The sequence below is a fragment of the Nostoc linckia z4 genome (genome assembly GCF_002608075.1).
Classification (GTDB): Bacteria; Cyanobacteriota; Cyanobacteriia; order Cyanobacteriales; family Nostocaceae; genus Nostoc; species Nostoc linckia.
On sequence record NZ_LAHA01000004.1, the window covers coordinates 366,033 to 392,050 of the forward strand.

Genomic DNA, 26,018 nt, shown 5'->3' on the forward strand with positions numbered 1-26,018 from the left:
AATGGCAATTATCAAAATTGACGGGCAAGATATCACAATTGACGATGCGATCGCTCAAAATGACGAGGATTTAAAAAAGGTAATCGTGCCATTTTATCCCCAGTTAGCTAATGCCGAAATCAAGCGAGAAACTACCGCTCAAGGTTTAGTTGTGCGGATGATTAAGCAAGCTGGACTCAAAGGTAACGATGCTGTAATTGAGTCGCTAAAAAATGCACTTTCAGAATTTAACCCGGCAATTGATTTAGCTTGGAGATGCAAGCAGGTATTTTTTACCAATTCTCAAGTCGAACTCAAGGATGTTATCGATTTACAGCCGCAGATTGAATCAGCCTTGAGTGCTGGAAGGCAAGAAGATAATGAAATCCGCCGCAGCCTCGATTTTTTAGGGTCGTGCCCAAACGAAGCCAGTAATATTCCAATTGCAGGATTCTGATGTATTACGAGTACACAAAAAACCTGCATCATCTGGTTTTACCTAATAATATAAGTGATGCAGTTTCTTATCTCCATAGACTGGATTGGTTAATTAATCTGCACAAGATTTACCAACATTTTTTCCCCGAAGAATATGAGGCAGATCCTTGCGACTGGGAGGCGGAAGATAACTTAATCAATGGGTTGGCTAGTCGATGGGAACTCAATTTATTTAGTCTAATCGACTCTAATTTATTTTCCTTGCCGTACTCGATGTTAGAGGGAGAAGAACCATTTGGAATGATTCCTGTTTGGCCGATTTACCCGGAGTGGTGGAATTCTGATGTAGAGGATTTACCAAGATCCTTTCAATTGGTTTTATCCCTTTCGGGTAATATCGACCCGCCAGTGTGGATGGAAAATATTTTATCTGAGCCAGCCGGAGAATTTGACGAACAAAAACTCAAAGCTTTGTGTGAAGAAGCTGAATATCCGCTTTCGGCATTATCCAAAGTTATAGAGGTAGTAGATAACTCTACAAACAATGTCTGGCTTGATTCAACCGAAGAATATTATCCAGAGTTCGATTGGACTATCGAGCAGATGGAAATGCTCAGAAATCATTGGCTAGAAGCTCACGAAATTTGCTCTCAAATAGCTGATTTGGATGATTGGCTTGAGGATGAAAAAAATATCCTCTTAGCCGCCAACATCTTCCAACAGGCTTACGAATTCGATACCGAAGCCATCTATAATCCAGAACCTTTACAGACGGTTTTAAGCCCCTATCTTGAGTAGTTATGAACGACATAAAACCCGTACAATTTTTACCCGATTCGTTGTTTGAAAGCGCCGCTAATTACCTTGTAGAATCCTCAAGCCATTCGCCCCCAGCTTTAATATTTTTAGAAGGGCAGTACGTGTTTCGCTGGACAGAAGAAGGGAAGGTAAAAGCTAAATTAGTTTCGAGTTCTTCCGTGCGGGCTGCCTTTGCAAATGAGCCAGTTGATTCCGGTTGGCTGGGTGCGAATATTGTGCGCTGCGGTGTCTCCAAGCGAGGTAATTGGAGTGTGCGGTTTTCCCCTCCTGGCAAGTTAAATCTGCTATTGCAACTACCCAATGGAACTGAACAGATTGCCGTTCCCATGCCTGGGTTAGTGTTTTTTGGGATTCACCAAACTTATTACATCTGGGCAATTAAGGAAGCTAGCTTTAGCCCGACATCAATCTTGCACCATGCGCCATTGCCTAACGTTAGCGGCGATAGGGATGGACATAGCACTATGCCAGGACAAATCTGCTTTGGTGACAATTCTTTGCCAGTGGCAACTGGTAGTGGCATTGAGAAAGCTTGGCAGATATTTTGTAATACCCCTTTTACGGATCATTTAATTAAAGGCAAGTCAGTCAAGCACAACGAAGATATTCGCTCGTTGTTATTAGCGCTATCTGATAGCAATAAAAGTAAATATCCAACTAAAGAATTGGTTTCTATTTATGGAGGCCAAACCACCGAGAGATTAATTAGTAGAGCCACGAGAAATCAATGAATTTAGTAAATTATATCATCGCCGCCACAGATGAATTACCACCAATAACCGCCCAATTATACGAATACATTTTTGCTGCCAATGGCGTTTTTATTCGAGCAAAACGCTCTTTTATGGAAGCTATGTGGCCGATTGGGGAATGTGAGATTCGGGGCTTGGCTGAAGTTGAGGCTTATTTGCGGTGGGAAGGAGAACAAATTCCTTTTTCTTTCCTAAACCAAATGCTTGTTGATGCCCAAAGTACTCATAATGAAGTGCTTTGGTATCTATGGCAAGAAACCGATTGGCTAATGTCTAAACCCGAACAATTAGCCTCGCCGCATTCAGTTACTCCTGTATACCACAGCCTTGTGAATACAGATTATGAGAAAGCTTTGGTCGAAGTTCATTCGCATGGCGATATGCGACCATTTTTTTCTAGTCAAGATAATGCCGACGAGCAGGGGTTTCGGATTTATGCGGTTTTGGGTTGTGTGAGGTCGCGTCCGGCGATTAGCGTTCGCATTGGACTTGCTGGTTATTTTTGTCCAATCCCCGCGTACATGGTTTTTGCAGATTTTAACAATGATTTGATCGAAGATACTTATGAACATTGATACTTCTTTTTTAGAGTCCACTTCCTTGCTTGTTCCTGCGTGGGAAAAGATTGAATTTATGTTAGTCGGTTGTGGTGGGACTGGAAGCCACTGCGCCGGAGCGATCGCTAGATTGATGTATGCGATTAATGCTACTGGTAAAAAAGCCAGTGCCACCTTCGTTGACTTTGATTTTGTAGAAGAGAAAAACATTGCTCGACAGCTTTTTTGTCCCGCGGATTTAGGAAGGCCTAAAGCAGAAGTTTTAGCGCATCGCTTGAGCTTAAGCCTGGGATTAGATATTGCTGCTATAAATAAGCCTTTCAACGTCGAAATGATTGGCGAGCAAGCAAGTATGAGCTTGGTTATTATTGTTGGCTGCGTTGATAATTCAGAGGCTAGATCTGTACTTGCTCAATCGTTGGAATTAAATGTTCCTGGAGCCGCGCATCGCATTCTATGGCTTGATGGGGGAAACCACGAGCAATCAGGACAAGTACTATTAGGCAATATAGCGAGGAAGGAGCATTTGAAATACGCCTTTCCAGATCATCTAGATTTTTGTGTGGGTTTACCCTCGCCAGCTTTGATGCATCCCGAATTACTTTTACCTGCTAAAAAGCCTACTGATAAGAACTTAAGTTGTGCAGAATTAGCCCTAAAAAATACTCAGTCGCTCTCAATTAATTTTCGCGTTGCTGCGGAAATTAATGACTATTTAAGAGGTATAACTTTTGGTGGATTACGTAAATTCGCTACCTATTTTGATTTGCCTACTGGTAGTTCTCGCTCGATTTACATTTCCAAAACAAATATTTTGAAATAACTTCTTTCTCTATTTCCTCAGTATTTATATTGAGGGAATATCATTTAAATCGTGCCAAATTATTAGTAGCCTTTGGCACGATTTAAATAAGTTATGACAATAAACAAAGACTTAATAACTTCTGCCGACGATTCTCAAAATACCGAAGAGAATGTTTCGGAAAATTCTCAAAATATAGAAAAGAAATGTTCGGCTGAAGAAAGTCGTTGTCATCAGGGGATAACTTTATTTTTTGGTGCCAACAAAGTTCATCTAGATCCGCTAGAAATATTATTCCTATTTCTGCTGGCATTGCCGATTGGTATTATGATTCGAGATGCGCCCAACGCAACTTTTGAAGATGCCATGAAACAGGTCTTGGCTGTGATTACTACAGCAACAGGGATTCGGAAATTTCCTACGGATAAAGCTTATCAGTATCTACTAAAAGTTTCATTCGATCGCAACAACAAAGATGAATAATAATTTAAGCCAGTGCTTGATCGAGCCGCCGAATACCTTAATAAACTCGTCCTACAAATACTCCAATTTATCGGAATTGTACGACCTAAAAAATATCGACCTCCAATTATCAAAAGCGAATATAGAAGTACCTTTTGTCGATTGCTGTCCCTCGAAAGCAATACAGCAACAAACGTTGCCATCTGGAGAGCAATATTGCAGTATACCCCTTATGACCTGCTATTTACCTGTGACAGACTCCAGCGCTCCCCCACAAGAGTTAAACAATTGCCAGCAGTATCTACGGGACTTACTCGACAACAGTTATTACCCATTGGAGGCTTCCTTTTTGCAGAACATCCGTTTGCAACTCATCAAATTGCCATTAGTCGCATCAGCCGTTATCCCGTTAACAATCAAATTAAAGTTGAGTGCTTGGGTCTGTGGCACTTGGATTTGGTGGGGGTCACGGGAATTGCTTGGAGCGCAGGCGATCGCTTTGCTGTTGCTGTTGCCAAATCGCTAGCGTTTGATTTACTTGAAAATCATGTTGACGATTTAGATTGGACAAAGCGAATTGACACTCATGCTAGAAAGTGCATTGGCGATAATCACAATGCTATTGGCAAATTAATTTAACCAAATTCGAGTTTCATGTATTTTGCTACCCATTCCAAATCTTTACCAGAGCACATCGCTTGTCTTTGTAAATAAGCTCGATAAAGTTGCTTTTGGTTGTCAGATGGATTAGCACCGAAAACAGCGCCTTGAGTAATATCTGGTGTAGGAATACCGCCGTATTTTTGATTAAATAAAGCGATGGCATTACCGGGTGGCAGTTCTTTTTTAAAAGACCGCTGGGCAGCTTCGCGGTAAAAACTAATTTTGGCATCTAAATCAGAATTTTCTGATGGTGTTGGCGATGGTGCCAAGGGAACCATTGAATAGTTGTAATTCGCTTTTTTAACTTTTTGGGGAAACTGATAAAAACAATGCGGGCAACTCATCACCGATAAATGTAGCAGCATCCCGCACCCCCCTTTTTCTCGGGGACACGCTTTAATTGGTGCCATGCCTGGGGCGGATGTTTTATCTTTATCTAAGCTCACTTCCTGTTTGGAAGTTACAAACCCAAAGCGATAGGCATTGCCAGCATAATCCAAAACGATGCAATATTCTTTGCTTGGATGAACCCTTGAACCTCTACCAATTTGCTGCCGATATTTGATGCGTGACATGGTAGGGCGAGCTTGAATAATGCAGGCAACAGAAGGTTCATCAAATCCTTTTTCTAAAACATCAACGCTAATTAATATTTGTGGATCTAATTTACCGCCCCTAGCAAAACCAGCATAAATTGGGGGACGGTCGAAACTTTCTACCCTGCCGTCAACACAAACTGCGTTGTACCCTTTAGCTTGAAATTTAGCTTGCAATCTATCGGAATGATCTAAAGAAACGGTGTAGGCAATTGTTTTTAAACAAGAAGCTTTTTGCTGCCATTCATCAACAATTTGTTCGCAAGCTTTATCTGTGTTGACAATTACGCCTAAATCTTCAGCATCGTAATCACCTTTAGTTTTACGAACTCGACTTAAATCGAGTTTCGGAAAACCAAAATATAAAAACGGACACAACCGCCCCATTTCAATCAAGTCTGCCATTTGTGGGGCTTGAACGAGGCAATCATAAATTTCCCCTAATCCCTCTTTGGGGTTTGTGCGGTAGGGGGTAGCTGTCAAGCCAATCACCACAGACCCCATTTGCCAGTAGTAGTCAAGTACTTTGCGCCAAGTTGGTGAATAACTAACGTGAGCTTCGTCGGCGAACACAATTTCAGCTAGGGGAAACTTGCGATTAATTAAAGTATCAATACCAGCAATTTGTAACTTCTGGCTTCTATCTTCTTTGCGTCCAGCTTTGATAACTCCACACTTTAAACCAAATTTATTAGCTGTTTTGATTGTCTGGTCAATCAACGGTTCATCTGGTACTACAAATAGGCACGGCATACCAGCCTTAACTGCATAAGTTATTAATTCAATTGCAATCGTTGTTTTACCTGCACCTGTTTCCGCATAAACCAAGATTCGCTTTTGTTCTTGCTTGATTAATCTTAAAACTTCTTCGACAACTTTCTTTTGGTCATCGTAAAGTACAGGTTTTTTTGTTCGCTGCATTCTATTAATTAGCCTAAATTAATACCATTAAACCCGCTGGGTTAAAGCGGAATTTCATACCAGTTGCAATAGCGATCGCATTCCAACTTTCTATTTCTTCAGTATTAGGAGCGATCGCCAAACCTGCAATTATGGCATTCCAAAAAGCTATAAATCGAGGGTAGTTTGGCTCTACTCCTCCCGCGTAATCAACTACCGCAGTCTCTAACCTTCCCACCATAATTGCTGCGGAAGTTTGCAACGTAATTCTTTGGTAGCCGAGATTTGGGAAAAATTGATTTTTAAGAGCCATCCAATCTGGTTCGGGTTCTGGCTCTGGCGGACGAATAAAAGTTGTACCGTTCCACGTATCGCCAATCCTGGCGATTTCGCTAGCAATCAACAGCAAGTCTAATTGAATATCATCCGGGCTTTCCAGCAAAATGACATCCACAACTAGCGAATCTTTAACCATTGCATATCTCATTGCTTGCTCCTAGAAAAACTCTGTAATTCGTGCAAGCCCAGGGCCGCCATTACCACCATCGCCACCGATAGTAGTCCCGATACCTCCGCCTCCACCTCCGCTAGCAGTCCCGCCATCTCCACCTCTACCTCCAATTGTGGGGCTACCACCTCCACCGCCGCCGCCAGTGCCAGCGCCATAGGTAGAATTAATCCCATTGGCGCCTGCAACTCCTGGCGTACCAGCAGTACCACCCAAAGCACCGCCGCCGCTTAACACCCCAGGAGCGCCACCATCACCCCCCCCAGCGCTCGTACTAGCGCCGCCAGTTCCACCAGAGCTACCGCCGTAAGCGCTGCCAGCGCCAGCCGTACCTGCCGTTGAACCACTGGTAGCGCCGCCAAATAAGGCTGATTTGGACGTGCTAGTAGCAGCTGTGCCGTCCGGATCTAACGCTGTTGTGGTGCCGCTTGATGCCGTCATCGAACTTGCGCCGCTAGCTCCCGAACTAGCACTACTTGGCGAAGCACCACCATAAGCTGTAGCAAAATTCCCGAAACTCGTATTTCCGCCAATGCCTCCAGTTGCCGGGGTTGTAGCTGCCACACCGAGTCCCCCTGTCCCCCCAGCACCAATAAGTACATTTTCAGTGCTGCCAACTGCGCTAGCTGGAATCCAAATTTCTTTATAGCTGGCACCACTGCCACCTATTCCTTTAGTCGTCGTATTTCCGCCGCCGCGCCCGCCGCCGCCTCCCCCCCAAAGCTGCACGAGTAAGAATACAGCACGAGAATCTTTGGTAAAAGTTCCTGAGCTAGTGAAAACAGTGGTTTTAGTCCTAGTTCCCCTAGTCCCTGTGTAGATACCCATTAAGCCCACCTAAATCCGAGAATTGTTTCTGAAGCTGTTGCAGCTGTTGGGGTTGTGGGACTAATACTAATCATCCAGGCTAGCCCAGCATTCAGGCTAATTCCCCCACCTCCAATTTCTTGCTGCCCAATAAACAAAAACCCATCTTGGCTAATATCGGCAGCCGGCACTGGATATACCCGGAAAATTGTATCGGAGCTATTTGGCGCAGTAGCTTTTTCAAATAGAAGTAGGTATTTTTTGATTGGCCCAGTATTAATAACAGACATCGCATAAATAGTACCAGCAGCGCCTTTTAAAAAACCTGCATTAGCAGTGCCTAAAACCTGCGTATAGCTAGTTCCGCTAGATGGCATTAACCGATCGCGAATTCCCTGAGCATCGGACTGCGAAGCGATAGCTGCAACCGCTGATTGATTAGAAGCGATTGTTATAGAAATCGAGCCACTCATTAATTGCTGCCCTTTGGCAAGTGTCGCTATCAGCAAGTAGCGGAATAAGCTGATAAAGCTACTCTGTGCTAATTCAGAACTAGCCACGCCGTCGCCTATCAATCCGAAATTTGTGGAGAATGCCCCATCTGTAGAAAGCGTTACGGGTATAGAACCAGATGCGGATTTTGTCCCCAGCGTGGGAAAGCGATCGCTAATTAATTTCCAAATTGCTGATAGCCATCCCCGACCGCTAGTGCCACCACTGGGCATGGAAGCACCAGTAATGTCAGTTCCTTCTTGCAACCAGTTACCATCAACCGGCATCTTGCTGTTAACAGGAGTGGGGAAGCGATCGTTGATCAATTTCCAAATTGCTGATAACCAGCCCCTAGCGCTTTGTCCGCCAGCGGGCATTGTTACTCCAGTGATGTCTGTACCTTCTTGCAGTCCGCCGGATGCAATTTGTTCGCTTGCTCCTTGCGAAATAAGATTGCCGCTGTCATCAAGGGTTAGAGTCTTTTTCTTGCCAGAAGCAGTCAACCCCTCCATCAAAACCATAGTTTTTCGTTTCCCAATGGGTAGATCAGATCGTATTAACTATTCACGTACTACCCCTTTGAGAGTTTCCACCGTGGACATACTTAACTATAAGAAATTAAGTTAATTAATCCAGGAAAATTTTCCTGGATTTAACAAACTACCTTCATCAGCAGTGCTTAATATTTCCGCCAGGACTACCCGAATATATATCGGAGAAAAAGATTTTTCTTCATGCTTTATTTCGTTTCAAGGCTCTGATTCCCATATCGACCAGAGCGGTTTAATCGCCTTTACTGGCTCTATAGTTTTGGGGCGATCGCTTGGGTTTGACGAGTCACTCGATGACCGCAAAAATTCTCGTTTTTTTCGCGGTCAGACTATCACTATTGAAATTCAAGATAGCCAAGGCGTTTTTAGAAAACATCCCAGAGGTTCGCTAAGAATTATTTCTTCTAAATACGATGATGATTCCAAAAAACTGACTATTGATGTAGGGGATTTAATCAGCCTCCTCAATTTTAGAGAACCAACAGACTCCAGTAAAACTGAAATTAAACTGGGGACAAATACCACCACTGGGCAAGTAATTCAAAACCTCTTAACTGCGGCTGGTATATCTGCTATCGGTGGTACATTGCCCAATACAATAATTAACTACCCGATCAACTTAACAGGTAGCTATCTTGCAAATGCAGGGAAACTTTTATATGCAAATAATCTATTTGCCTGGATAGATAAAAACGAAGTTTTTCAGGTTCGTACTGCTAACATTGCAGCTAGTACACCTGCTGTCACTATTGTTATTGGTAGAGACGAAATTTGGTACAAGCGGCTTGATTCAGCCGAATCGCCTTGTGAAGTGGTTAAAGCTGTCGGTAGATGTGTAGTTGTTAAAAATGCCGTGTTTCGCAACGACACATCAGAGCAGTACGGTGCTGCTATCCTTGTAGATAAAAATGCTGGCTATAGTGAAATTACTATCAAAAGAACTACCATTTTAGAAGAGTGGTTCCCTGGCCAGAAACTCCTAAAAACCACAACTACAACTAAGCAACCAATTGGGTTAGTAATCCCCAAAGAAATTTTACCCAATACCTCACCTAAGCTGTCTTTAATTACTTCAGAAATTCGGATTGATAAAACTTACTTCGAGCAAAATGGTGAGGGTAAACTCAAAAAGAAAACCACTTCTCTTCACCAGTTACTAGCACCATCAATACTAGAATACGCACAAATAAATAAAAACTATATATTCAATATTTTTTCTTTGACTGAAGCTGCCGATAATTCTTATTCCTATGAATACGACAACAAGGATAGGCTAACCAAAATTACTACGAAAAGTTCTGAAATCGCTGGTAACTTATTATCAGGTACGGACGAAGACTGGTCTAAGTGGCTTTTTCCACCAGATTTTTTAGCGGAAACAGAATACAAAGTAGAGCAATGGGAAGAAGCCACCAAGGGCATTTGGGAATACGAATACTTTAGTTATCAACCTTTAATCAAAGTCAAGCCCGATCTAGTTGAGAGCGGCACTGAAACCGGAACTCAGGGGCCCACTAGCAATAAGCTAGATATGATTTACGCTAGTGGCGATCGGCAAACTTCCAATTCCGGCCAACTCGCCCCAGCAGCGCCGGAGAGGGAACCGCCGCTATTCACAATGGAGGAAGAGGATATAGAGGAGAAAATTACCTTCACCATCCCCGGTGGCGGTAGTAATTTGCGACCTCGCGAGCGCATCTTCAGCGTTGATTGCCTAGCTGGGGTTAGTAAGAGGGGACTAAAACGGGGCGAGGTAGAAGTATCCTTCGGCGGCGGTACTGCGGCGAACAATCAACTAAAAGCGATCGCCCGCCGTGAGGGTAACTTGCTTTGGGGACGGTACAAAGGGCAACAGATTGCAATTGCTTTGACAGATGCGTGGTTTGATTATCATCCCTTGTTTAATCTCAAAACTGTAGAAAAAGATGGGACACAACAAGCTTTCTTAGCCGATGGTTGCAGTTGGGTAGTCGGTCAAAGCCGCGTCCTTGTCAGCTGCGATGGCGTTTGGCTTGGTAGTTGGCAAACTGGAGCAACCGAAGATTACGTTTCATCCTTCTACAACGAAGTCGATACCTTAAACATGGGCATGGGCATGGGCATCAACTTTATTGGCTACGCCTACGCTTTATCCACCACCACCGTTGCGCTACAAGTTGGTATCGGGTTGGGCTGTGGTTCCTGGATTGGAAGTATGTCTCAACTTCCTGGCACGGATCTGCAATGGAGTAATTTAGATTGGGACGATATCTCAGATTGGGATTCTGTTGCAGACGATAACTACTGGGAAGCTCACAGCTGGGATTCGCTGTCTGATTCAAGCTGGGATGCACTCAACAATTTGAGTTATTGGGAAACGACTGATTGGGAATCTTTAGATTGGGAGAACGTAGTTTAGTATGACTTGCTCCTCTGTGTCCTTTTTTATTTCAGAATTCTGAATTCTGCCCAATGCCCAATACCCAATGCCCAATACCCAATACCCAATGCCCAATGCCCAATGCCCAATGCCCAATGCCCCATGCCCCATGCCCAATGCTTAATAACTGATAACTGATAACTGATAACTGACAACTGATAACTGATAACTGATAACTGACAACTGATAACTGACAACTGATAACTGACAACTGATAACCGACTCCTTCTTACTCCTTACTCCTTACTCCTTACTCTCTATAATTCATGCCTCAAGGAACTTTTACTAATGCTTGGATTTCCGAAACTGCCAAGATTCTATTTCGGGGTAGCCCAGCGCCGGATGCAACCAAATTTTACGTTGGACTTGCCGATACCGACGCTTTGACAAGAGCCAGCACGATCGCCAGTTTCGTCGCAAAGGAACTCGTACCTGAGAGTAATTACACCAGAGCGAACTTAACTTTATCTGGGGATGGCAGCTATAACAGTGCTGCTAACCGCCACGAGCTACCAACTGCAACTATTACCTTCACAGCTGGCGATACTTCTTGGCAATTCCAAACCGCTTTTTTGATAGCCAATGCCCATCAGACTTGCAGCGTTGCCTTCACCAATAGCAACGTCAACGCTGCTACCGACCGAATCGCAATCGCTAGCCATCCCTGGATAGCAGGCGATCGCTTGGTATTCACCGCAGACGAACTAGCAACCTTACCAACAGGTATCGATGCTGGGACTATTTATCAAGTCCTCTCGCCTACAACCAATGACTTTCAAATTGCAACCCTCGGATCTTCAACTCCGGTGAACATCCAAAACACCGGGGCTGGTACGTTTCGCGCTCGGTCAGCTAATGGGATAGTTAGCGTTTTTGCAGTGGAACCCTCACCCATTACCCTGTTACCCGGAAGAAGCTATGCGTACCAAATCCCCATAGCTTTACTGAATACAGGCTTTGTTTCTGGTAATTAATAATGCAAGAAGAAGAGTTGTTGAGGCAGCAAAGCGAACTAAACCAAGCTCAATATCAAAGCCGTGCTAGCGATACTAATACCAACGAATCTGTAGCAGCCAAATATATTGGCTATGACCCAGAATTAAGACTTGCTAAACTGCAAGATGCTAACGGCAACATTTTCTACGGCAAAGCTGATACTAATGGTGCGATCGCTCGTGGTGAAGATATCCGTTTGCGACAAGGGTATGGCTTACCTGGGTATGATGCTATGCCACACCATAAAATTGAGCAACCTGCATCTTCAGAGATCCAGAAAGAGGTATTTGATGCTGCAATTTTATTTCAGATATCAGCACGATATTGGTTTTACGATTTTCGCTTGTTTTATACCTATGGAGAATATATTTACCAACAAGATATTACTCCAAATCGGAGTATAACTCGTGAAGCGATTACTATTGAAGATAGTTTTTTCGTTGAATTTGGACATGGCGGTTTTGTTAAATCTTTTTTAATAAGTTACTACGATATTTCATCTATAAGTAATAGTAGTTATCCAGCATTTAAATTTTCTTCCCCAACCGAGGCTATAGTCACGATTGATATTAATTTTTCTCCAGGAGGCGGAGTTATTAATACTTTTTGCGGTGCCAGTGTAGATCGATACGTAGGTTACCACCGAGTTGATTATCTTGAGCCTGGGGAACAAATTCCGAACGATTCGATTATAGAAGTTTATTCATCAACTTGTGATGCCTATTCTTCTGGCACTTCGCTTTCGTATACAACAACAGTACAGGCAGGAGAACACTATATTAGTGTGTTTGCCGGATATAACTATCGCTATGATGTTCAGTCAAATTCTGCTGGTGGTGTTTTATATACGGAAACCGTATCAGGCTCGATTAAAATTAAAGTCGAAACAACTACTCACACTACTTTTTATGTTCAACGAGGAAGAAATATTACCAAGATTGCAGAGTTTAGTGCTAGAGATAGTTTCACCGCTGATAATTATAATAGCTTGGTTGTAATCTCAGCGTATCTAACTTATACAAAATCACGATTAATTGTACATCTAAAAACAAAAACTAATACCCAAATCCAACCAACGGTTCATCGATATTTCGTTTCATTGTCGGGAGAAGTAACAGAAGAGGTCTTTTCATATCCTGAAATAATCCCACAAATTGAGGATGATTGGCAAATGTCCTGGACAACCTCCTACTTGCCAGAACTAAATAGCGAAGACCCCTGCATTAAAGCTGTGAGGAATAGCTTTGAACGCCAATATACAAACTTTTATAAAAATAAAATATTAATTGCTTCTAAAACGCCTACCAATGTATTGATAGATTCAGCAATCAAAAATCAAGATGTAATAGTTGAGGTAAAAATAAAATCGTATAACACAGAGAACAATACATGCGCTATAACTAGCGAGAGGCGAAAAAATTTTCAATTAAAAAAGCTAATAGTTGATGAAAATATTGATATATCTTATATCGCTTTGATAGCTGTTAGCGCTATTCATTACAAGTTGGGATATGCAAGAAATTGAGGCTTTGAAGCAAGCTACTTTACTCAATCGCGCTGCCTTTTTTAACAAGATAAGCGATACCCAAAAGCAAAGCGATCGCGCTCAAGAACAGCAAGTTCAAATTATTAGCTACGACACTGGTACTAGAACGTATAAAGTCAAACATCCCAATGGTTCGCAAGGATTTGCCAAAGCAATTTCTAATAGTTCTAATTTATGCAAAGGTGCTTATGTTAGCTTGGTGCAACCAAAGGGTACAACAACAGCAACTATTGATACAGTTCCTAAAGGCTAATGGCTAATGGCACCACTCACCGGATACTTCATCGCGGACAAAGCCGCGATTAAAGCACTCACTCCCAGTCAGCGATCAAATGGTTACGCGCGGGAAACAATTACTGGGAACGATATTGAATGGTACGGATTCATCGCTGCATCAACAGCCGCAGCAGACGACGATTCAGTGCTGATGCCCGACGACAACCCAGCTAACGGACGCTGGCACAAGTTTGCCAACAATCGCGGGGGCGGCATCCCTGGCAAAATAATCTGCACTTCCCAATGTACTACCGCCGCTGGTGGTAGTGGCAAGGCGTACCAATTTTACTCGGCTCAAACGGCACTGCCACTGATCGTAGTGCCGTCGTTCGACATCAACATCCAAAATGTTAGCGATGCGATCCGCGTTTACAGATGGTCGCAGGAACCCAATACCAACAGGACTGGACAAGAAGCCAATCCGATTATTCAGTTACCCAAAGCTGGCGGTAAATTCACAGTCAACATCACCTCGACTTATCGTTGGATATCGGTGTACGCGAGAAATCCAAGCAATAACAATTATTTGGATGGGACTTGCTTTACTATCACTGGCAACGTAATTAGCTTGTTGGGGTATTCATAATGAAAACCATCGAAGATTTTATGGAGCTAGTAGTTTCATTAGCTTGTGCTATTACAATAGCTATCATTATTGTTCCGTTGCATTTGTTGATTGCGCCTTTAGCCAGTAGAAAGCAGCGCTGTAAACCTAAACCTGTTAACGATCATGAATAATCAACCTAAAACTTTTGTACCTGGTAACTTGAATTTTTTATCAACACAAACTGGGGGAAAGCACGAGTACAGTTTAGATAGAGTACCTAAAATGATTACTTTTACTATTGAAAATCGTTGTGGTAAAAACCATAGACACTTTAATTACTTTAGTCCTAGCCAGAATCTTTACTCTCCTCCCCAACTACCTCACCCTGCTTAAAAAATTAGAGGTTGGCGTATTCTTCTTTTGTTGGCGCTGCCACCGCGAAGCTAAAGCAATGCCATTTCACCAAGCAAGACTTTACGGAGATTTAGATTTAGCAGACATATTAAAAGAGCAAGCGTTATCTGAATATGGTCACGCCCAGGTGTTTTGCCAACTCACTGGCAGTAAGCTGAATATGTCCGGCGCTGGACTAATGAGCCGCGAGGAGAAAGCAGCTTTTGATTGGGGTTGCGTCAACTGGGATTCTTCTGGTGAATCCTACCAAGCTGACGGCATGAGTACCCGATACTTATCAGCGAAAATCTTCTTTGGTTTTCGCACTGCTAATTCTTACGACTGGCGCGATCGGATAGCATTCATGTACGTCTTGGAAGAATTTCAAAGCTGTTTTTACAAGCAGTTGCTAAAGTTTGTTCCAGGAGAAGTTCAAAAAGAATTGGTTCCAATCGCAGATTGCGAAGAAGCTCACGCCATCAATCTCTATGCTCTCCTGTGGAATTTAGCGGGAGTTGAGGGGAGGCAGAAGTTAGTATTTTGGTGGCGCGTTCGCAAATATTTAGGTTTGATTTGTTGTCCGATTGATGCACTGTACTATTTGATTAAACACGCGATCGCGCAAATCAAACGCGCGATCTGAATACGAAATACGCTCCCCTTATAAGGGTTTTGACCAATGCTAAAACTTCTTGCTGAACTTTTTTGATATTAAAACCACTATCCAAAATTACAGCGTTCTTGTCCGTCTTGAACAAGAACGCTGCTTGGTTTCAATTAGCCTCTAGCCTTTCCGGATGTCTTGCGTTCCAAACATCCATAGTTACCTTCATTAAGGCATCTAGATGCTCATCCGTTAAAGGATTGGTTTTATCTTCACATGCCCATTTGATAGCCGAAACTAATTCCTTGGGTGAGAGATACCGCATACCCTTGGCTATTTCTATCGCTACAGTTGTCGAAGATTCGGTGTCAGTATGCTCCGAGCGTAGCTCTGGCGACTCCGAGCGTAGCTGAATAACGTTGCTTGGACGCGGCTCCTCATTAGATGTTTGCAAGCTAGGCGATGCTTCTTCATTGGGGTCGAAGCCTTCATTCCGCGGAGCCTCTGGTAAAACCCCGCCATCATAAGTCTTGCCCAATCCAAATTGCCTACCGGGTTTTTTAGAGTTTTGCATTTGTTCGAGCTTCAACTTAGCAGCTTCCGGATCTGCTGGTATCAGGTCGCACAAATACACATTATCGCTTTCCTTGCCTTCGCTGGCTTCGTCGAATCGAATTACAGCGATAGATTTGTCCACAGAAACTACCACCCCCAAAGCCTCGGCATGATGCGAAGCTCGTTGAGATACTTTGATTCTTTCTCCAAGCGCGGGCTTCCACGCTTGAGGTTTTTGTTTTGCCTCGGCATCCTGGATAGCCCAGCAGGCCGCTGTATATGCTGCGTGAACCGATTTCTTATTTAGCAGTTCGCGTAGCGCATGGGCATTTTCAGGCTCAGACTCTTGCAAAGATTCGATAACTGTCAGTACTTTGTCGGCTTTTTGAAGGTTTTTGCCGCTTCCTAGACCAACACGATTGGCCACAATATCTCTAGCTTGCCCTTTATCAGAACCAGGAAAATTTTCCTGGTTCTCTGAAGACCCTTTTCTAGATCTAGCCTTATAGGATTCTATAGGAAGCCAGAATCTTGCCTCCCTGACCTTTTGCTCTACTGTCTTCTCCCGTACAGCATTGTCCAGAAGTAGTGCTTCTAAGATTGATTCCTCATCAGGAAATTCTCGCACTTCTACCATTAAGCGCTTGACGTTCTTTTTCTTAGCCGTTCTTAGTCGGCGGTTACCTCCAACTACGTCCCCGTTGGGAGTGACGAGCAACGGTTTAATCCAACCGCTGCTTTCAATCATTTCTTCAAGAGCAGTATCGTCCTCCTCTTCCCCGTAGATTTTGGAATTGATGGGGTGCGATCGCAAATCTGAAATTGAAACTTCGTGGAAGCCTAATGGTAACAGCGGTCTAACTTCTTCAACTCCTATCGGCTCATCTAAAGAAGCTTCGGGGTTTTGGACAATAACATCTTCCTCGCCGCGATGCAGATATTCAAACAAGGGGGGTAACGTTTCTAAGGTAAAACCGCTTTCTTCTGTTACGGTGCCGTTATCCCACATCACGGTCGCACGGAGGGAACCATTACTAAAAACATATTCTGCAATGCTGCCAAACTTATCTCCCTTGCTGATGCGATCGCCTTTTGCTGGACACAAAACCAATGCCTCTTCTTCGGTTTGGCAGATAGGAGTAATCAGCCAGTGAGTTGTAACTTCAAGTTTGAGTCTTTGGCTTGCAGCATATTCTTGGGCATCTTTTATTAGATATTCAGCTGCTTCAAACTCGGTAACTGCTGCTGCTACAACAAGCATATTTAATAACTTATTGGTAGCAAATGCATTGACTTTCATTGCAGCAATTGGCGGTTCTACGGGTACTGATAACTCCCATAAATACTCCAAAGGCGAGCGCGAATCTGATTGATTTTCTGATTGCCTGAGATGCTGTTTTAGAGCTTCAATCATCAACTTATTATCGGCGCAATGCCGTCTAATCCATTGCAGAGCTAAAACTAAAGTATTCTTGTTGGCTCTAGCTAAAGATGCTTGAGTATTGATTCTGGTATCGGCATCACAGCTTCCCGTACTAGCGCCAACAAGCCAATCAAAATCCCATCTATCGAAGTCTTTAGCTAAATACCATTCGCTACGAGGAAATCTAGATTCATCGCTTACTTTTATCCAACCACGAGCTTGTAATTGACTGATTTTATCTAGCCGATAACCAACATTTTTGTCGTTCTTCTTCTTAGCAACCCAAACAATATCCCCGACTTTAGCAGTCCCAGAATTAGCAAATTCATCTATCTTTAGTAATCGTGGTTCCTCCGGAATCGGTACGGCTTCTCCCCAGGAAACAAAAACTGTCGGCTGATTGCCTAGAGTTTTTTCAGTGACCTTCCCAATATTTAAATTATTCTGTTTATTGACCCAATCTCCAACTACCAGCTTTTCAAATGACTCCACGTTTGCAATGCGATCGCGCAAAGAATTCAACCTTCTATCTAAAGATTGTTTTTCTTTAATAGGAAGATTTGGATTAGCGCTTAGGGCGTTAGTTAGTTCTTCCTCTTGTTTTTGCAAGACTAATAGATCGGCAACCATTTTATTCTCCTTGATTCACGTAAAACTGTTATTTGATAGCTAACAATTCGTTTGTTTTTTTGATGACATTGCACTAGTAAGTAGAACGTTTTCTATGTAACCAGTAAAAAATTACAACCCTTGCGTTTAGAGTTTGCAAGGGCTGTACAAATTAAACAGAGGACATAAGTGTTGTAAAAAATGCAGATGAAAAACAACACTTTGTCTATTTTGTGATGTGAGAAAGATAGTGTATCTATCTAAAGGTTTTTGTGTCATAATAGGGAGCGAAACACGAAAAAGAGGTGTTTGTAGCAAACACTTGTGGCAAATATTTCTTTTAAAGTTTTGGCATCAAAAATTGATGCTCGAACTCTATAGAATGCACTATTTAGTCTTGGCAGATGGTAGTGCGTTAGTTTTTCAAAAAGTAGTCTGTTGGCAGCAGGCTACTTTTTGGATTTGAAGGCTTATAAATCATGCTGCCAATACCTCGGCTGCTCGATCTAGGCGATCTTTTAGCATTTCAAGCTCTTGCTTGATTTGTAGTTTATAGCACTCCAAATATTTTTTTAAGCATTTATGAACTACCGTACTTTTAGTAAGGTGAGTTCGTGTCACCGTATCCTGTAAAATACGTTTTGTTGGCTCATCGTATATATATACTGTTGTTGCCTTGCTGCGTCCCTCCTTGCAATTTCTTGTTTCTGATTGCAGGGAGCTTGCGAATTCTCGGATTGCCCTCCTTACTATTTCTTCAATGCTGACCCCCATTGCTGTAGCCGCAATTACAGCACTACTCATCGTTGCTGGGTCAGTGTTGTAACTTATAGACTCTTTGGATTTCATTGGATTTTGTAAGATGCAAATGCAACTTATACGAGTCATCCTAGCACTGTATTTTACAAGTTGCAAGGTTGCCTTGACTCGCTACAGTGACAAACTTTTCACTAAAGCGTATGGGCAACTTATACACGAGGACTGGATTAGAAAAATTGGCTCAAATAGTCAAGAACGCGCGAGGATCTGACTCCGTGCGAAATTTCGCTAAAAAGGCTGGTATCAGTCACCGAACGGTTACACGATTAGAAGAAGCAGACCTTCAAGAGCCAGAGGTCACCACATTACAAAAGATTGCCCCTTTGACTGGCTATACAAAAGAAGAACTGATTGCCATCCTGGAATCAAAGCCGCAAACCCCACAGGTGCGAGAGTATCGGGTAGCTGAGGATGTGCTTCCGATAATCAATCAACTTCCCGACCAAGAAGCAGCAAGGGTAGCACAGCATATTATTGCCCGCCTAGCTCGCCCTAGAGTGTCGTTGAATGGCGTCCCTGGCGAGGGGGTATCTTTGCACATGGAATTGATGAGTCAGCGCCAAGTAGCCGAATTGTTGCGAGCGATCGCGGAGAGAATCGACATTGATGAGTAGTTGCTACAAAATTTGCTACGTTGTGGAATTGATTTTTGAAATAGCCTATCAGCAAAGGTTTTGCTAATGCTGTAGTGGTCTGCAAAACCTCCATCCAGCGGTTCAAATCCGCTTGCCGCCTTCAAGAATATCAAGCTTCAATTGCATTACAGGGACGGGTTTGGCGCTCGTCCCTTCCTTTTTTGGGGTAAAACTGGGGTAAATTCCAGCCTTTATATTTAATAATTTTGTTGGGTGGGCACTGTTTACTGATGCGAAAAACGTTGATTTTGTATACTTGTAGCAGTGCCCACCCTATAGTTATGGCTTGAGACTCCCTTTATTAAAATTCTGGAGCGATCGCCACACCATCAGTAAGATTCAGCAATCCGGAGATAATGATTTTATCTTCTGGTTGTAATCCTTCAATTACTTGATAATTATTACCTTTAATTTGACCGAGCTTGACTTGTTTTTTTCGAGCCACTTGCACAGACGCGCCTTGGGGAGATGTTTGGGTTTCGACTACATAGACAAAAGTTTCTCCACCAACACGAGTCACTGCTGCGGTTGGAATTAAAATTCCAGGACGCTGATTCCAAATGACTCTCGCCCTCGCTAATTGATTTGCACGTACCTGACCATTAGAGTTATTAAAGAGTGCTTTAATTAGTATCCCTTGTGTTTCATCACTGCCATTGGGTGCAATGAAAAATACTCTAGTTCTACCTAACTTCTGACCCTGTGTATTCATAATCTCCATTGGCATTCCCTCACGCAATAGAGGTTTTCGCTGTGGAGGTACAGAAACTTTAACTTCTAAAGGTCGATTTTGCATTACAGTAACTAACGGTGTGGAAGTATTCACCAAATCACCCGCTTTTACCGAGATTTCGCCAACTGTACCAGCAAAGGGAGCAGTAATCTTCTCAAACTGGGGTTGCTGTTTTATATTTACATTGGCTTGTTGTAAAGATTTTTCAGCTTGTAAGATATTGGCTCGTTGGACTTCTATTCTAGAATCAATTGCATTGAGACTAGTTTTCGCAGCAGCAAGTCTATTAGCGTATATATTGCTAGCCTGTCGAGATACTGCTCCTTGCTGAGCCAGGTTGAAATATTTTTCGTACTCCTGCTGGCTGAGTTGCACATTAGCAACGTAAGATGCGCGTTCCGCCTCCAAAGATTGGAGTGCAGCGCGGGCGTTTGCTAGTTGTCCTAAAAATAGCTCAGATGGAGGATTAATTCTATTTTGTGCTTGTTGCGCTCTAGAGTCTACTTGGATAATTGCTGCTCCTTGTGTTACAGAATCTCCAGGTTTGACAAAGATTTGAGTGACTTGACCCTGAATTGCCGGTTTGAGGTTAATTGAGCGCTGGGACTCCAGGGTAGCAATAAAATCTGAACTTTCCTCAATAATCCCGCTTTGTACTGTGGATATTTTGACTCTTACCCCTTGAGGTTGAACATTAGCAGTTGAAGGTACTGAATTTTTTGGAGTTAGCAAACGCCAAACGAGACCTACTCCACCTCCTAGCAGTACTACAGCTAAAAATAACCAAAGCCACCGCCGTTTTTGTGGAGGTGGCTCAAATGAAGTTTGGGAAGAATTTTCTCCCAAATCAGTTTGAGGCTCTGGGGATGTCATGGCTGATAAGGAATTTAATGAACATCATGAATTAGAACTCAATCAAGATTTTATCTATTGAAATTCCTGATTTGGCATTGGCGATCGCGGCAAATTATATATTTACCCAATCAAAATATACTGTTTTGATAATTGCATCTAAATCTATCTAAAGGTGAATGATATATTTTGGGAAATCGTTTATGGACTGATGACTGATAACTGTTGACTGATGACTATTAATTTTTAATTTTTCCTTTTTCCTTTTTGGTTGGTTGTTGATGTGAATTATTTAACATGGAAGATAACAACATTTGTTCAAAGGCTTTGGAAAGAGCAGTTTGAAAACGCTGACGGTGTTTGAGTTTGAAAAAGGGTCGAACTATTTCGACGATGGTAGTTTCTTTTTCTCTGTTATCAATAACTTTAATTGAGCGTAGAGTTCCAAGCTGGATTTCTTTTTTGACCATCAACTCAGAAATTCCAGTTGCGCCTACGCCGTTTTCAATGGCTGCTTTTGCCATTTCGCCACTGGTGAAGACCAAAATTACATTCAGTTCGCTGAGGTTGATTCCCCAATTGAGCAACGCTTCCTCAAATCTTTGTTGAGTTCCAGATTCCGGTACTCGCATCACCCAAGGAGTTTCAGTCAGTTGGCTTAACTGAATTTCTCCCTGCTCAAACCAAGGATGTTTTTCACCTACGACAATTAGTAAGCGATCGCTCCCCACAATTTCGTACTCTAGAGTAGTTTGAAGTGCTGGCTTTACATCTCCTTCCACTAAACCCAAATCAAATTGTCCCATTGCTGTCCCGACACAAATTGTTTCGGCATTGGCAAGGGTACAGTCAATTTGAATACCAGGATATCGGCTTTTGAACTCACTAATCTTGCTTGGTAGCCAATAATTACCAATTGTCAGACTTGAGCCTAATTTCAATTCACCCCGTTGTAGATTATTCAATTCCCGCAATCCCCTTTCAGTCAAGGAGACTTGATCGAGGATTTTCTGAGCCTCCACTTGCAGTAACTTACCAGCCTCAGCAATTTCAATGTGACGACCAATTCGATGGAACAACTTGACTCCGTATTCTTGCTCTAAGTTCTGAATAGCTGCACTGACGGCAGGTTGTGTAATATAAAGTTCTTCTGCTGCCCTGGTAAAGTGTAAGTGCTGCGCCACAGCCAGAAATATTTTTAGCTGCTCAAGCGTCATTCCTGCCATTGATGGTATTCCTAAAAATTGGTGTGAAAGTTTGCATCACTTCCATTTATCATTTTGACAAAAAAAAGCATTTGATTCTATCGTTTAGTTTGCTTAAAGTATAAATCAAAGCTTACTACGTAGTTATTGGTCGTTAGGAGTTAGGAGTTAGGAGTTAAGAGTTAGGAGTTAGGAGTTGGGAATTATACCAATTCTTATCTCCCACAATGCCCCATGCCCAATGCCCCATGCCCAATCCCCAAAATAAGGACTTTCACAGATGAGCGGTTTAGTCACTGCAATTACCACAGGAATTACAGCTTTCAGTGCTACGAATATTGACGATATTGTGATTTTGACGTTGCTTTTTTCCCAAGTAAATAAAACCTTCCGCAGTCGTCACATTATTGCTGGTCAATATCTCGGTTTTGCGGCACTAATCGCTGCTAGTCTTCCAGGTTTTTTCGGTGGACTAATTATACCGCAGTCGTGGATTAGACTACTTGGTTTTATGCCAATCATTATTGGTATGAGTAGTTTACTCAAACGCGAAGAGGATTCACCAGAGGAAGTACCAGAGGAAACTCAAGATTCTTATCCTTCTGTGATTGGGACTTTTCTGTCTCCGCAAACATGTAATGTAGCTGCCATTGCCTTTGCTAACGGTAGTGACAATATTAGTGTTTACGTACCCTTATTTGCCAATTTAGAATTAGAAAGTTTATTGGTGATTGTGAGCGTATTCTTTGCCCTGGTGGGTGTTTGGTGTTATGCCGCTTATAAGTTCACTTACTTACCTGCGATCGCTCAATTTCTCACTGATAATGGCAATACTTTTGTTCCTTGTATTTTGGTTGGATTGGGGGTGTTTATTGTCTCAGAAAATGTTACTTGGACTCTGTTATCTGTAGTTTCTAGTTATCTATTTTCCTTTATTTTCAGCAGAACTCAAAATTCAGGAATCAGAATTGAGAATTGAGAATTCAGGAGTCAGAATAATTGAAGAATAACTTCATAAAATACCAAACTCAAAACCTGGTGTAATATTTCAGAGGTAATTAATCACTAGTAACTATAAATTAAAGTAAGTTCTGATGAATAATGTCTTGATAATTTCTTAGTTAAGACAATCAGAACTTGAGTAAACTCCACCCATACCCAGAGTTCTTTATAACTTCTGAATCCTGAATTCTGAATTCTGAATTCTGAATTCTGAATTCTGAATTCTAACTTCTAACTTACCTTCAAAAACAATCAACATCAACAGGAGTTTAATTATGAAAATTTGGAAATCTCTGCTAATTGTTTTGATGATTTTGGTTAATTTCACCTTTGCTCAACCTTCTTTTGCCGATAGACCAAAATTTAGTGAAAACCCTGATTATGTGCAGGTTACCAAAGCACTCAAACAACTTACTCAGGTAAAAAAAGCTAAAACTCAGCTGGCTAATGTGACACCACAAGAAATTCAAAATAAAATCGATGAGTTAGAATTCCAAAAATATGCTTTAGAGACCGGAATTAACTGGGGTCAATGTGAGAACCAAACAGGTAATACTATTGCAGTGTACGGCAAAGTAGCAAATGAAGAAGAGGAAGAAGATGCTGTATATGACAATGGTCTGTATTTTCTAGCTGATGGCCAGTCCACTCGAAATAACTGGGATTGTGATGGATTCTATTTACCTAATGATGCTCAGCTTGCAGCCCTAACCCCAGAGAAACAAATTCAAGAGTTTACAGAACCAGTAGCTATTAAAATACCTGATGGCAGTAAGTTAACGATTAAAACCAATCCAGAGAATGGTGCTATTCAAATCAACATTCCCAATGCTGAAATTGTCAAAGCTAATGAAGTTAATTGGTTTATTCCCAATGTATCACAAGCTTTAATAGATACACGAGTTCCCAATGCGCCTATTGAGAAGTCTTAAATCAGCCACTAGCAGACAGTAATTAGTGAATGCTAGTAACTGCAATCTGTTTATCGATGAAATGTTTTTAAATTTAACAGGTTCACAGCCACAATCAGAGACAAAACAGGACAAAGACTGGTAAAAAATCTCTCTGTTGTTGGCTGTTTTCTTTGGGTAATTACTGCATGGCGTTAACGAATATCTTGCTTTTTGTCTGGCGTAGGCGTAGCAGTTTGTAGACATCACTTTTCACTGCACCCTACTTGAGAAAAATACCAAATTTCAGTTAAAATAAACCTAACAAAAAAATGTACAATCACAATAAATATATTTCAGTAGCACAATTAGCGCGTTGGATGCAAATAATCTGGAAGGAGATTTGCTACTACTTTCGCGTTTTTTGGAGAGGAACCTCTTTCGGAATAAAGGTATTATTGATGCAGCTAAAATCCAAACCTACAGAAGAAGTTAAAGAGCAAAAGAAACCAGGACGACTAAATCCATCTCGTATCCGAGACCACTTAGCAAATGAGCGTACATATCTAGCTTGGATGCGGACAGGGATTGCTCTTTTGGGTTTTGGTGTGGTCATTGTGCGTCTGCGTGCTTTCCAAATACCTTTGGTACCCCGTCCTGGGAACGGCTGGAAGTTAGGTTTAGTCTTTTCGCTGGTGGGTTTGATTACGGTGTGGCTGTCAACAGGACACTATTTTGCAGTGCGTCGTGATATCGAAGAAGATACCTATGAACCAACAGACCGTTGGGTGCTGCTATTTAGTTTAGCTGTGATGATTCTTGGTGCTGGAGTTATTTATTTTGTGTTTACAACATCTTTAGATCCAACGAGTCCAGTGATTGCTGAGTAATACGTAATACGAATTTTGAATGAAAGAATTTTGGATTAAAGGCTTGATTAGACAATACATGCTATCCAAAATTTGGTATTAAAAGTATGCACAGATATGTAGTGGACTGACACAGCTAAAATAGTGCATTAGTAAACTCTTGTGGGCTGGGCATCCTGACCACCCGGACGGGTGAGGACACCCATCGCACAATAAAATCTATTGCAATATTTTATTCTTGTCACGCCATTACAATAATTTGATTTTTATTAGACACAAAGAGACGTTGCATTGCAACGTCTCTACAGGATGGATAATTATTGATATTTCGTTGATTTGGATAATTCACATCAGACGTAATTCTGAATTCTGACTCCTGAATTCTGAATTCTTTTTTAAAACCGCACTTTGTACAACTCGAATAATTCACCTGATTTCTGGGTTATGATTTTAGCTCCAGCAGCTTTGATTGTTTTTTCCCAGTTAGTTAGAGGTTCTAAAAACACCTCTGCACCGAGGTAAGTTTCCAAAACTGCCCAATCTTCTGCTAAAGGCTGTTCTGGGTTGAGGATGTCAAAGACAAAATTTCCGCCTGGTTTGAGAACTCGTTTGACTTCTGTGAGGACAGCATTCCAGTATTCCAGTGGAAAATAGCAGCTAAATCCTGTGGCGATCGCTAAGTCAAATTGACCTGGTGAATAGTTTAATTCATGAGCGCCCCCCAATTCAACACCTTTGAATAACTTAGAATTCAACTGCGGCCCGCGAGAAGTGAGAATATCTCGCGCCACATTACTGATTTCTTGTCCGTAAAAAAATGCTTGCCAATCCCGCCAAGGATAAATTAACAAGCTGACACCGCAGCCGATATCTAAACAGTGTTGGTTCTTTTGAGGTTTGGCAACTTCCCAAAAAGGAGAAGCAATTCTCCCAGAAAAATTACCCCCAGCCCACTCCCGAAAGATTGGCATTGCTTGGACTTCGGCCGGAAGTTCAACGGGTTGACCAAGATATTCTCGGTTGAAGCGGAATGCTACTTGTGTTAATCTTTCTTGCCAGTTGGTCGATTTGTGGGTGGCGAAGAGATTTTGTAACTGCGAATCAGGCTTTTTGGACATGAGATTTTTGCTAGTCTTTCTAAGGATTGTATTCAAATTCCCTTTGGGTTCGCATCTCTATCCAATCACCTGCGAGAGTTTGTCTGATTTCGTAGCTGTAGCCCCAATACGGTTTGGTTAAAGGGGAAAGGGGGAAGGGGAAAGGGGAAAGGGGAAAGGGGAAAGGGGAAAGGGGAAAGGGAAAAGGGGAAAGGGGAAAGG

Annotated in this window: 27 protein-coding genes; 18 read left to right on the forward strand and 9 right to left on the reverse strand. The window is 42.2% G+C overall.

The features are described 5' to 3' along the window. The first annotated feature begins 1 nt into the window (after position 1). The 7 genes from VF06_RS06490 (at position 2) to VF06_RS06520 (ending at position 4,448) form a co-directional block, all read left to right on the forward strand. A complete protein-coding gene (locus tag VF06_RS06490; protein WP_099065944.1) occupies positions 2 to 436 on the forward strand; it encodes a hypothetical protein in 435 nt (144 codons plus the stop codon). Further along, complete coding sequence (locus VF06_RS06495) at positions 436 to 1,215, forward strand: hypothetical protein (RefSeq protein WP_099065945.1); 780 nt, start codon at positions 436 to 438, stop codon at positions 1,213 to 1,215. The genes VF06_RS06490 and VF06_RS06495 overlap by 1 nt, the downstream gene beginning before the upstream one ends. Before the next feature lie 2 nt (positions 1,216 to 1,217). Beyond that, positions 1,218 to 1,967 carry a hypothetical protein gene (locus VF06_RS06500; protein ID WP_099065946.1) on the forward strand — a complete coding sequence of 250 codons (750 nt, stop codon included), beginning with the start codon at positions 1,218 to 1,220 and terminating at the stop codon, positions 1,965 to 1,967. Beyond that, positions 1,964 to 2,563 (forward strand): Mov34/MPN/PAD-1 family protein, encoded by a 600-nt coding sequence (locus VF06_RS06505; RefSeq protein WP_099065947.1) that lies wholly within the window; start codon positions 1,964 to 1,966, stop codon positions 2,561 to 2,563. The genes VF06_RS06500 and VF06_RS06505 overlap by 4 nt, the downstream gene beginning before the upstream one ends. Continuing rightward, positions 2,553 to 3,368, forward strand: coding sequence for a ThiF family adenylyltransferase (locus VF06_RS06510; RefSeq protein WP_099065948.1), 816 nt, complete (start codon positions 2,553 to 2,555; stop codon positions 3,366 to 3,368). The genes VF06_RS06505 and VF06_RS06510 overlap by 11 nt, the downstream gene beginning before the upstream one ends. A 93-nt stretch (positions 3,369 to 3,461) precedes the next feature. Further along, complete coding sequence (locus VF06_RS06515) at positions 3,462 to 3,830, forward strand: hypothetical protein (RefSeq protein WP_099065949.1); 369 nt, start codon at positions 3,462 to 3,464, stop codon at positions 3,828 to 3,830. Positions 3,831 to 3,842: 12 nt separating this feature from the next. Beyond that, positions 3,843 to 4,448, forward strand: a complete 606-nt coding sequence (locus VF06_RS06520) for a hypothetical protein (protein ID WP_099065950.1) — start codon at positions 3,843 to 3,845, stop codon at positions 4,446 to 4,448. Here VF06_RS06520 and VF06_RS06525 read toward each other — a convergent pair. From VF06_RS06525 to VF06_RS06545, 4 genes are read right to left on the reverse strand one after another with little or no spacing between them, the layout of a single operon-like run. After that, positions 4,445 to 5,989: a DEAD/DEAH box helicase gene (locus tag VF06_RS06525; protein WP_099065951.1), complete on the reverse strand. Its 1,545-nt coding sequence runs from the start codon at positions 5,987 to 5,989 to the stop codon at positions 4,445 to 4,447. The two genes, VF06_RS06520 and VF06_RS06525, sit on opposite strands and share 4 nt — an antisense overlap. A gap of 13 nt (positions 5,990 to 6,002) precedes the next feature. Next, a complete protein-coding gene (locus VF06_RS06530) occupies positions 6,003 to 6,443 on the reverse strand; it encodes a hypothetical protein (protein ID WP_143863018.1) in 441 nt (146 codons plus the stop codon). A gap of 21 nt (positions 6,444 to 6,464) precedes the next feature. Then, positions 6,465 to 7,304: a hypothetical protein gene (locus tag VF06_RS43355; RefSeq protein WP_180267265.1), complete on the reverse strand. Its 840-nt coding sequence runs from the start codon at positions 7,302 to 7,304 to the stop codon at positions 6,465 to 6,467. Beyond that, positions 7,304 to 8,296 carry a hypothetical protein gene (locus tag VF06_RS06545; protein WP_099065954.1) on the reverse strand — a complete coding sequence of 331 codons (993 nt, stop codon included), beginning with the start codon at positions 8,294 to 8,296 and terminating at the stop codon, positions 7,304 to 7,306. The genes VF06_RS43355 and VF06_RS06545 overlap by 1 nt, the downstream gene beginning before the upstream one ends. 154 nt (positions 8,297 to 8,450) lie before the next feature. On the opposite strand from VF06_RS06545, the gene VF06_RS06550 reads away from it, so the two are divergent. The 7 genes from VF06_RS06550 (at position 8,451) to VF06_RS06580 (ending at position 15,146) form a co-directional block, all read left to right on the forward strand. Further along, the gene (locus VF06_RS06550; protein WP_099065955.1) at positions 8,451 to 10,724 is read left to right on the forward strand and encodes a hypothetical protein; all 2,274 of its coding nucleotides are present in this window, start codon (positions 8,451 to 8,453) and stop codon (positions 10,722 to 10,724) included. A gap of 287 nt (positions 10,725 to 11,011) precedes the next feature. Further along, positions 11,012 to 11,719, forward strand: a complete 708-nt coding sequence (locus tag VF06_RS06560; protein WP_099065957.1) for a hypothetical protein — start codon at positions 11,012 to 11,014, stop codon at positions 11,717 to 11,719. A gap of 2 nt (positions 11,720 to 11,721) precedes the next feature. Continuing rightward, positions 11,722 to 13,266 carry a hypothetical protein gene (locus tag VF06_RS06565; RefSeq protein ID WP_099065958.1) on the forward strand — a complete coding sequence of 515 codons (1,545 nt, stop codon included), beginning with the start codon at positions 11,722 to 11,724 and terminating at the stop codon, positions 13,264 to 13,266. Then, a complete protein-coding gene (locus tag VF06_RS06570) occupies positions 13,253 to 13,540 on the forward strand; it encodes a hypothetical protein (protein ID WP_099065959.1) in 288 nt (95 codons plus the stop codon). The genes VF06_RS06565 and VF06_RS06570 overlap by 14 nt, the downstream gene beginning before the upstream one ends. A gap of 6 nt (positions 13,541 to 13,546) precedes the next feature. Continuing rightward, complete coding sequence (locus VF06_RS06575; protein ID WP_099065960.1) at positions 13,547 to 14,149, forward strand: hypothetical protein; 603 nt, start codon at positions 13,547 to 13,549, stop codon at positions 14,147 to 14,149. Then, on the forward strand, positions 14,149 to 14,301 hold the full coding sequence (locus VF06_RS40415; RefSeq protein WP_180267266.1) for a hypothetical protein: 153 nt from the start codon (positions 14,149 to 14,151) through the stop codon (positions 14,299 to 14,301). Before VF06_RS06575 ends, VF06_RS40415 begins: the two co-directional genes overlap by 1 nt. A gap of 119 nt (positions 14,302 to 14,420) precedes the next feature. Continuing rightward, positions 14,421 to 15,146, forward strand: coding sequence for a hypothetical protein (locus tag VF06_RS06580; protein WP_099065961.1), 726 nt, complete (start codon positions 14,421 to 14,423; stop codon positions 15,144 to 15,146). Positions 15,147 to 15,276: 130 nt separating this feature from the next. Here VF06_RS06580 and VF06_RS06585 read toward each other — a convergent pair whose 3' ends face one another. Beyond that, positions 15,277 to 17,715, reverse strand: a complete 2,439-nt coding sequence (locus tag VF06_RS06585) for a ParB/RepB/Spo0J family partition protein (protein WP_099065962.1) — start codon at positions 17,713 to 17,715, stop codon at positions 15,277 to 15,279. A gap of 456 nt (positions 17,716 to 18,171) precedes the next feature. Beyond that, on the reverse strand, positions 18,172 to 18,543 hold the full coding sequence (locus VF06_RS06590; RefSeq protein WP_099065964.1) for a hypothetical protein: 372 nt from the start codon (positions 18,541 to 18,543) through the stop codon (positions 18,172 to 18,174). Positions 18,544 to 18,728: 185 nt separating this feature from the next. On the opposite strand from VF06_RS06590, the gene VF06_RS06595 reads away from it, so the two are divergent. Then, positions 18,729 to 19,127, forward strand: a complete 399-nt coding sequence (locus tag VF06_RS06595; RefSeq protein WP_180267267.1) for a helix-turn-helix domain-containing protein — start codon at positions 18,729 to 18,731, stop codon at positions 19,125 to 19,127. Positions 19,128 to 19,449: 322 nt separating this feature from the next. Here the strand turns inward: VF06_RS06595 and VF06_RS06600 are convergent, their stop codons facing one another. Then, on the reverse strand, positions 19,450 to 20,754 hold the full coding sequence (locus tag VF06_RS06600; RefSeq protein ID WP_099065966.1) for an efflux RND transporter periplasmic adaptor subunit: 1,305 nt from the start codon (positions 20,752 to 20,754) through the stop codon (positions 19,450 to 19,452). A gap of 218 nt (positions 20,755 to 20,972) precedes the next feature. Further along, entirely contained in the window at positions 20,973 to 21,959 is a 987-nt protein-coding gene (locus VF06_RS06605; RefSeq protein ID WP_099065967.1) for a LysR substrate-binding domain-containing protein, read from the reverse strand. A 259-nt stretch (positions 21,960 to 22,218) separates the two neighbouring features. Here VF06_RS06605 and VF06_RS06610 point away from each other — a divergent pair, with 259 nt between their 5' ends. The 3 genes from VF06_RS06610 (at position 22,219) to VF06_RS06620 (ending at position 24,720) form a co-directional block, all read left to right on the forward strand. Continuing rightward, a complete protein-coding gene (locus VF06_RS06610; RefSeq protein ID WP_099065968.1) occupies positions 22,219 to 22,917 on the forward strand; it encodes a cadmium resistance transporter in 699 nt (232 codons plus the stop codon). A 298-nt stretch (positions 22,918 to 23,215) separates the two neighbouring features. Beyond that, the gene (locus VF06_RS06615; RefSeq protein WP_099065969.1) at positions 23,216 to 23,872 is read left to right on the forward strand and encodes a hypothetical protein; all 657 of its coding nucleotides are present in this window, start codon (positions 23,216 to 23,218) and stop codon (positions 23,870 to 23,872) included. Between the two features lie 419 nt (positions 23,873 to 24,291). After that, positions 24,292 to 24,720 carry a YidH family protein gene (locus VF06_RS06620; protein ID WP_099066014.1) on the forward strand — a complete coding sequence of 143 codons (429 nt, stop codon included), beginning with the start codon at positions 24,292 to 24,294 and terminating at the stop codon, positions 24,718 to 24,720. 374 nt (positions 24,721 to 25,094) lie between these two features. Here the strand turns inward: VF06_RS06620 and VF06_RS06625 are convergent, their stop codons facing one another. Further along, the gene (locus VF06_RS06625) at positions 25,095 to 25,817 is read right to left on the reverse strand and encodes a class I SAM-dependent methyltransferase (protein ID WP_099065970.1); all 723 of its coding nucleotides are present in this window, start codon (positions 25,815 to 25,817) and stop codon (positions 25,095 to 25,097) included. Between the last annotated feature and the right edge of the window lie 201 nt (positions 25,818 to 26,018).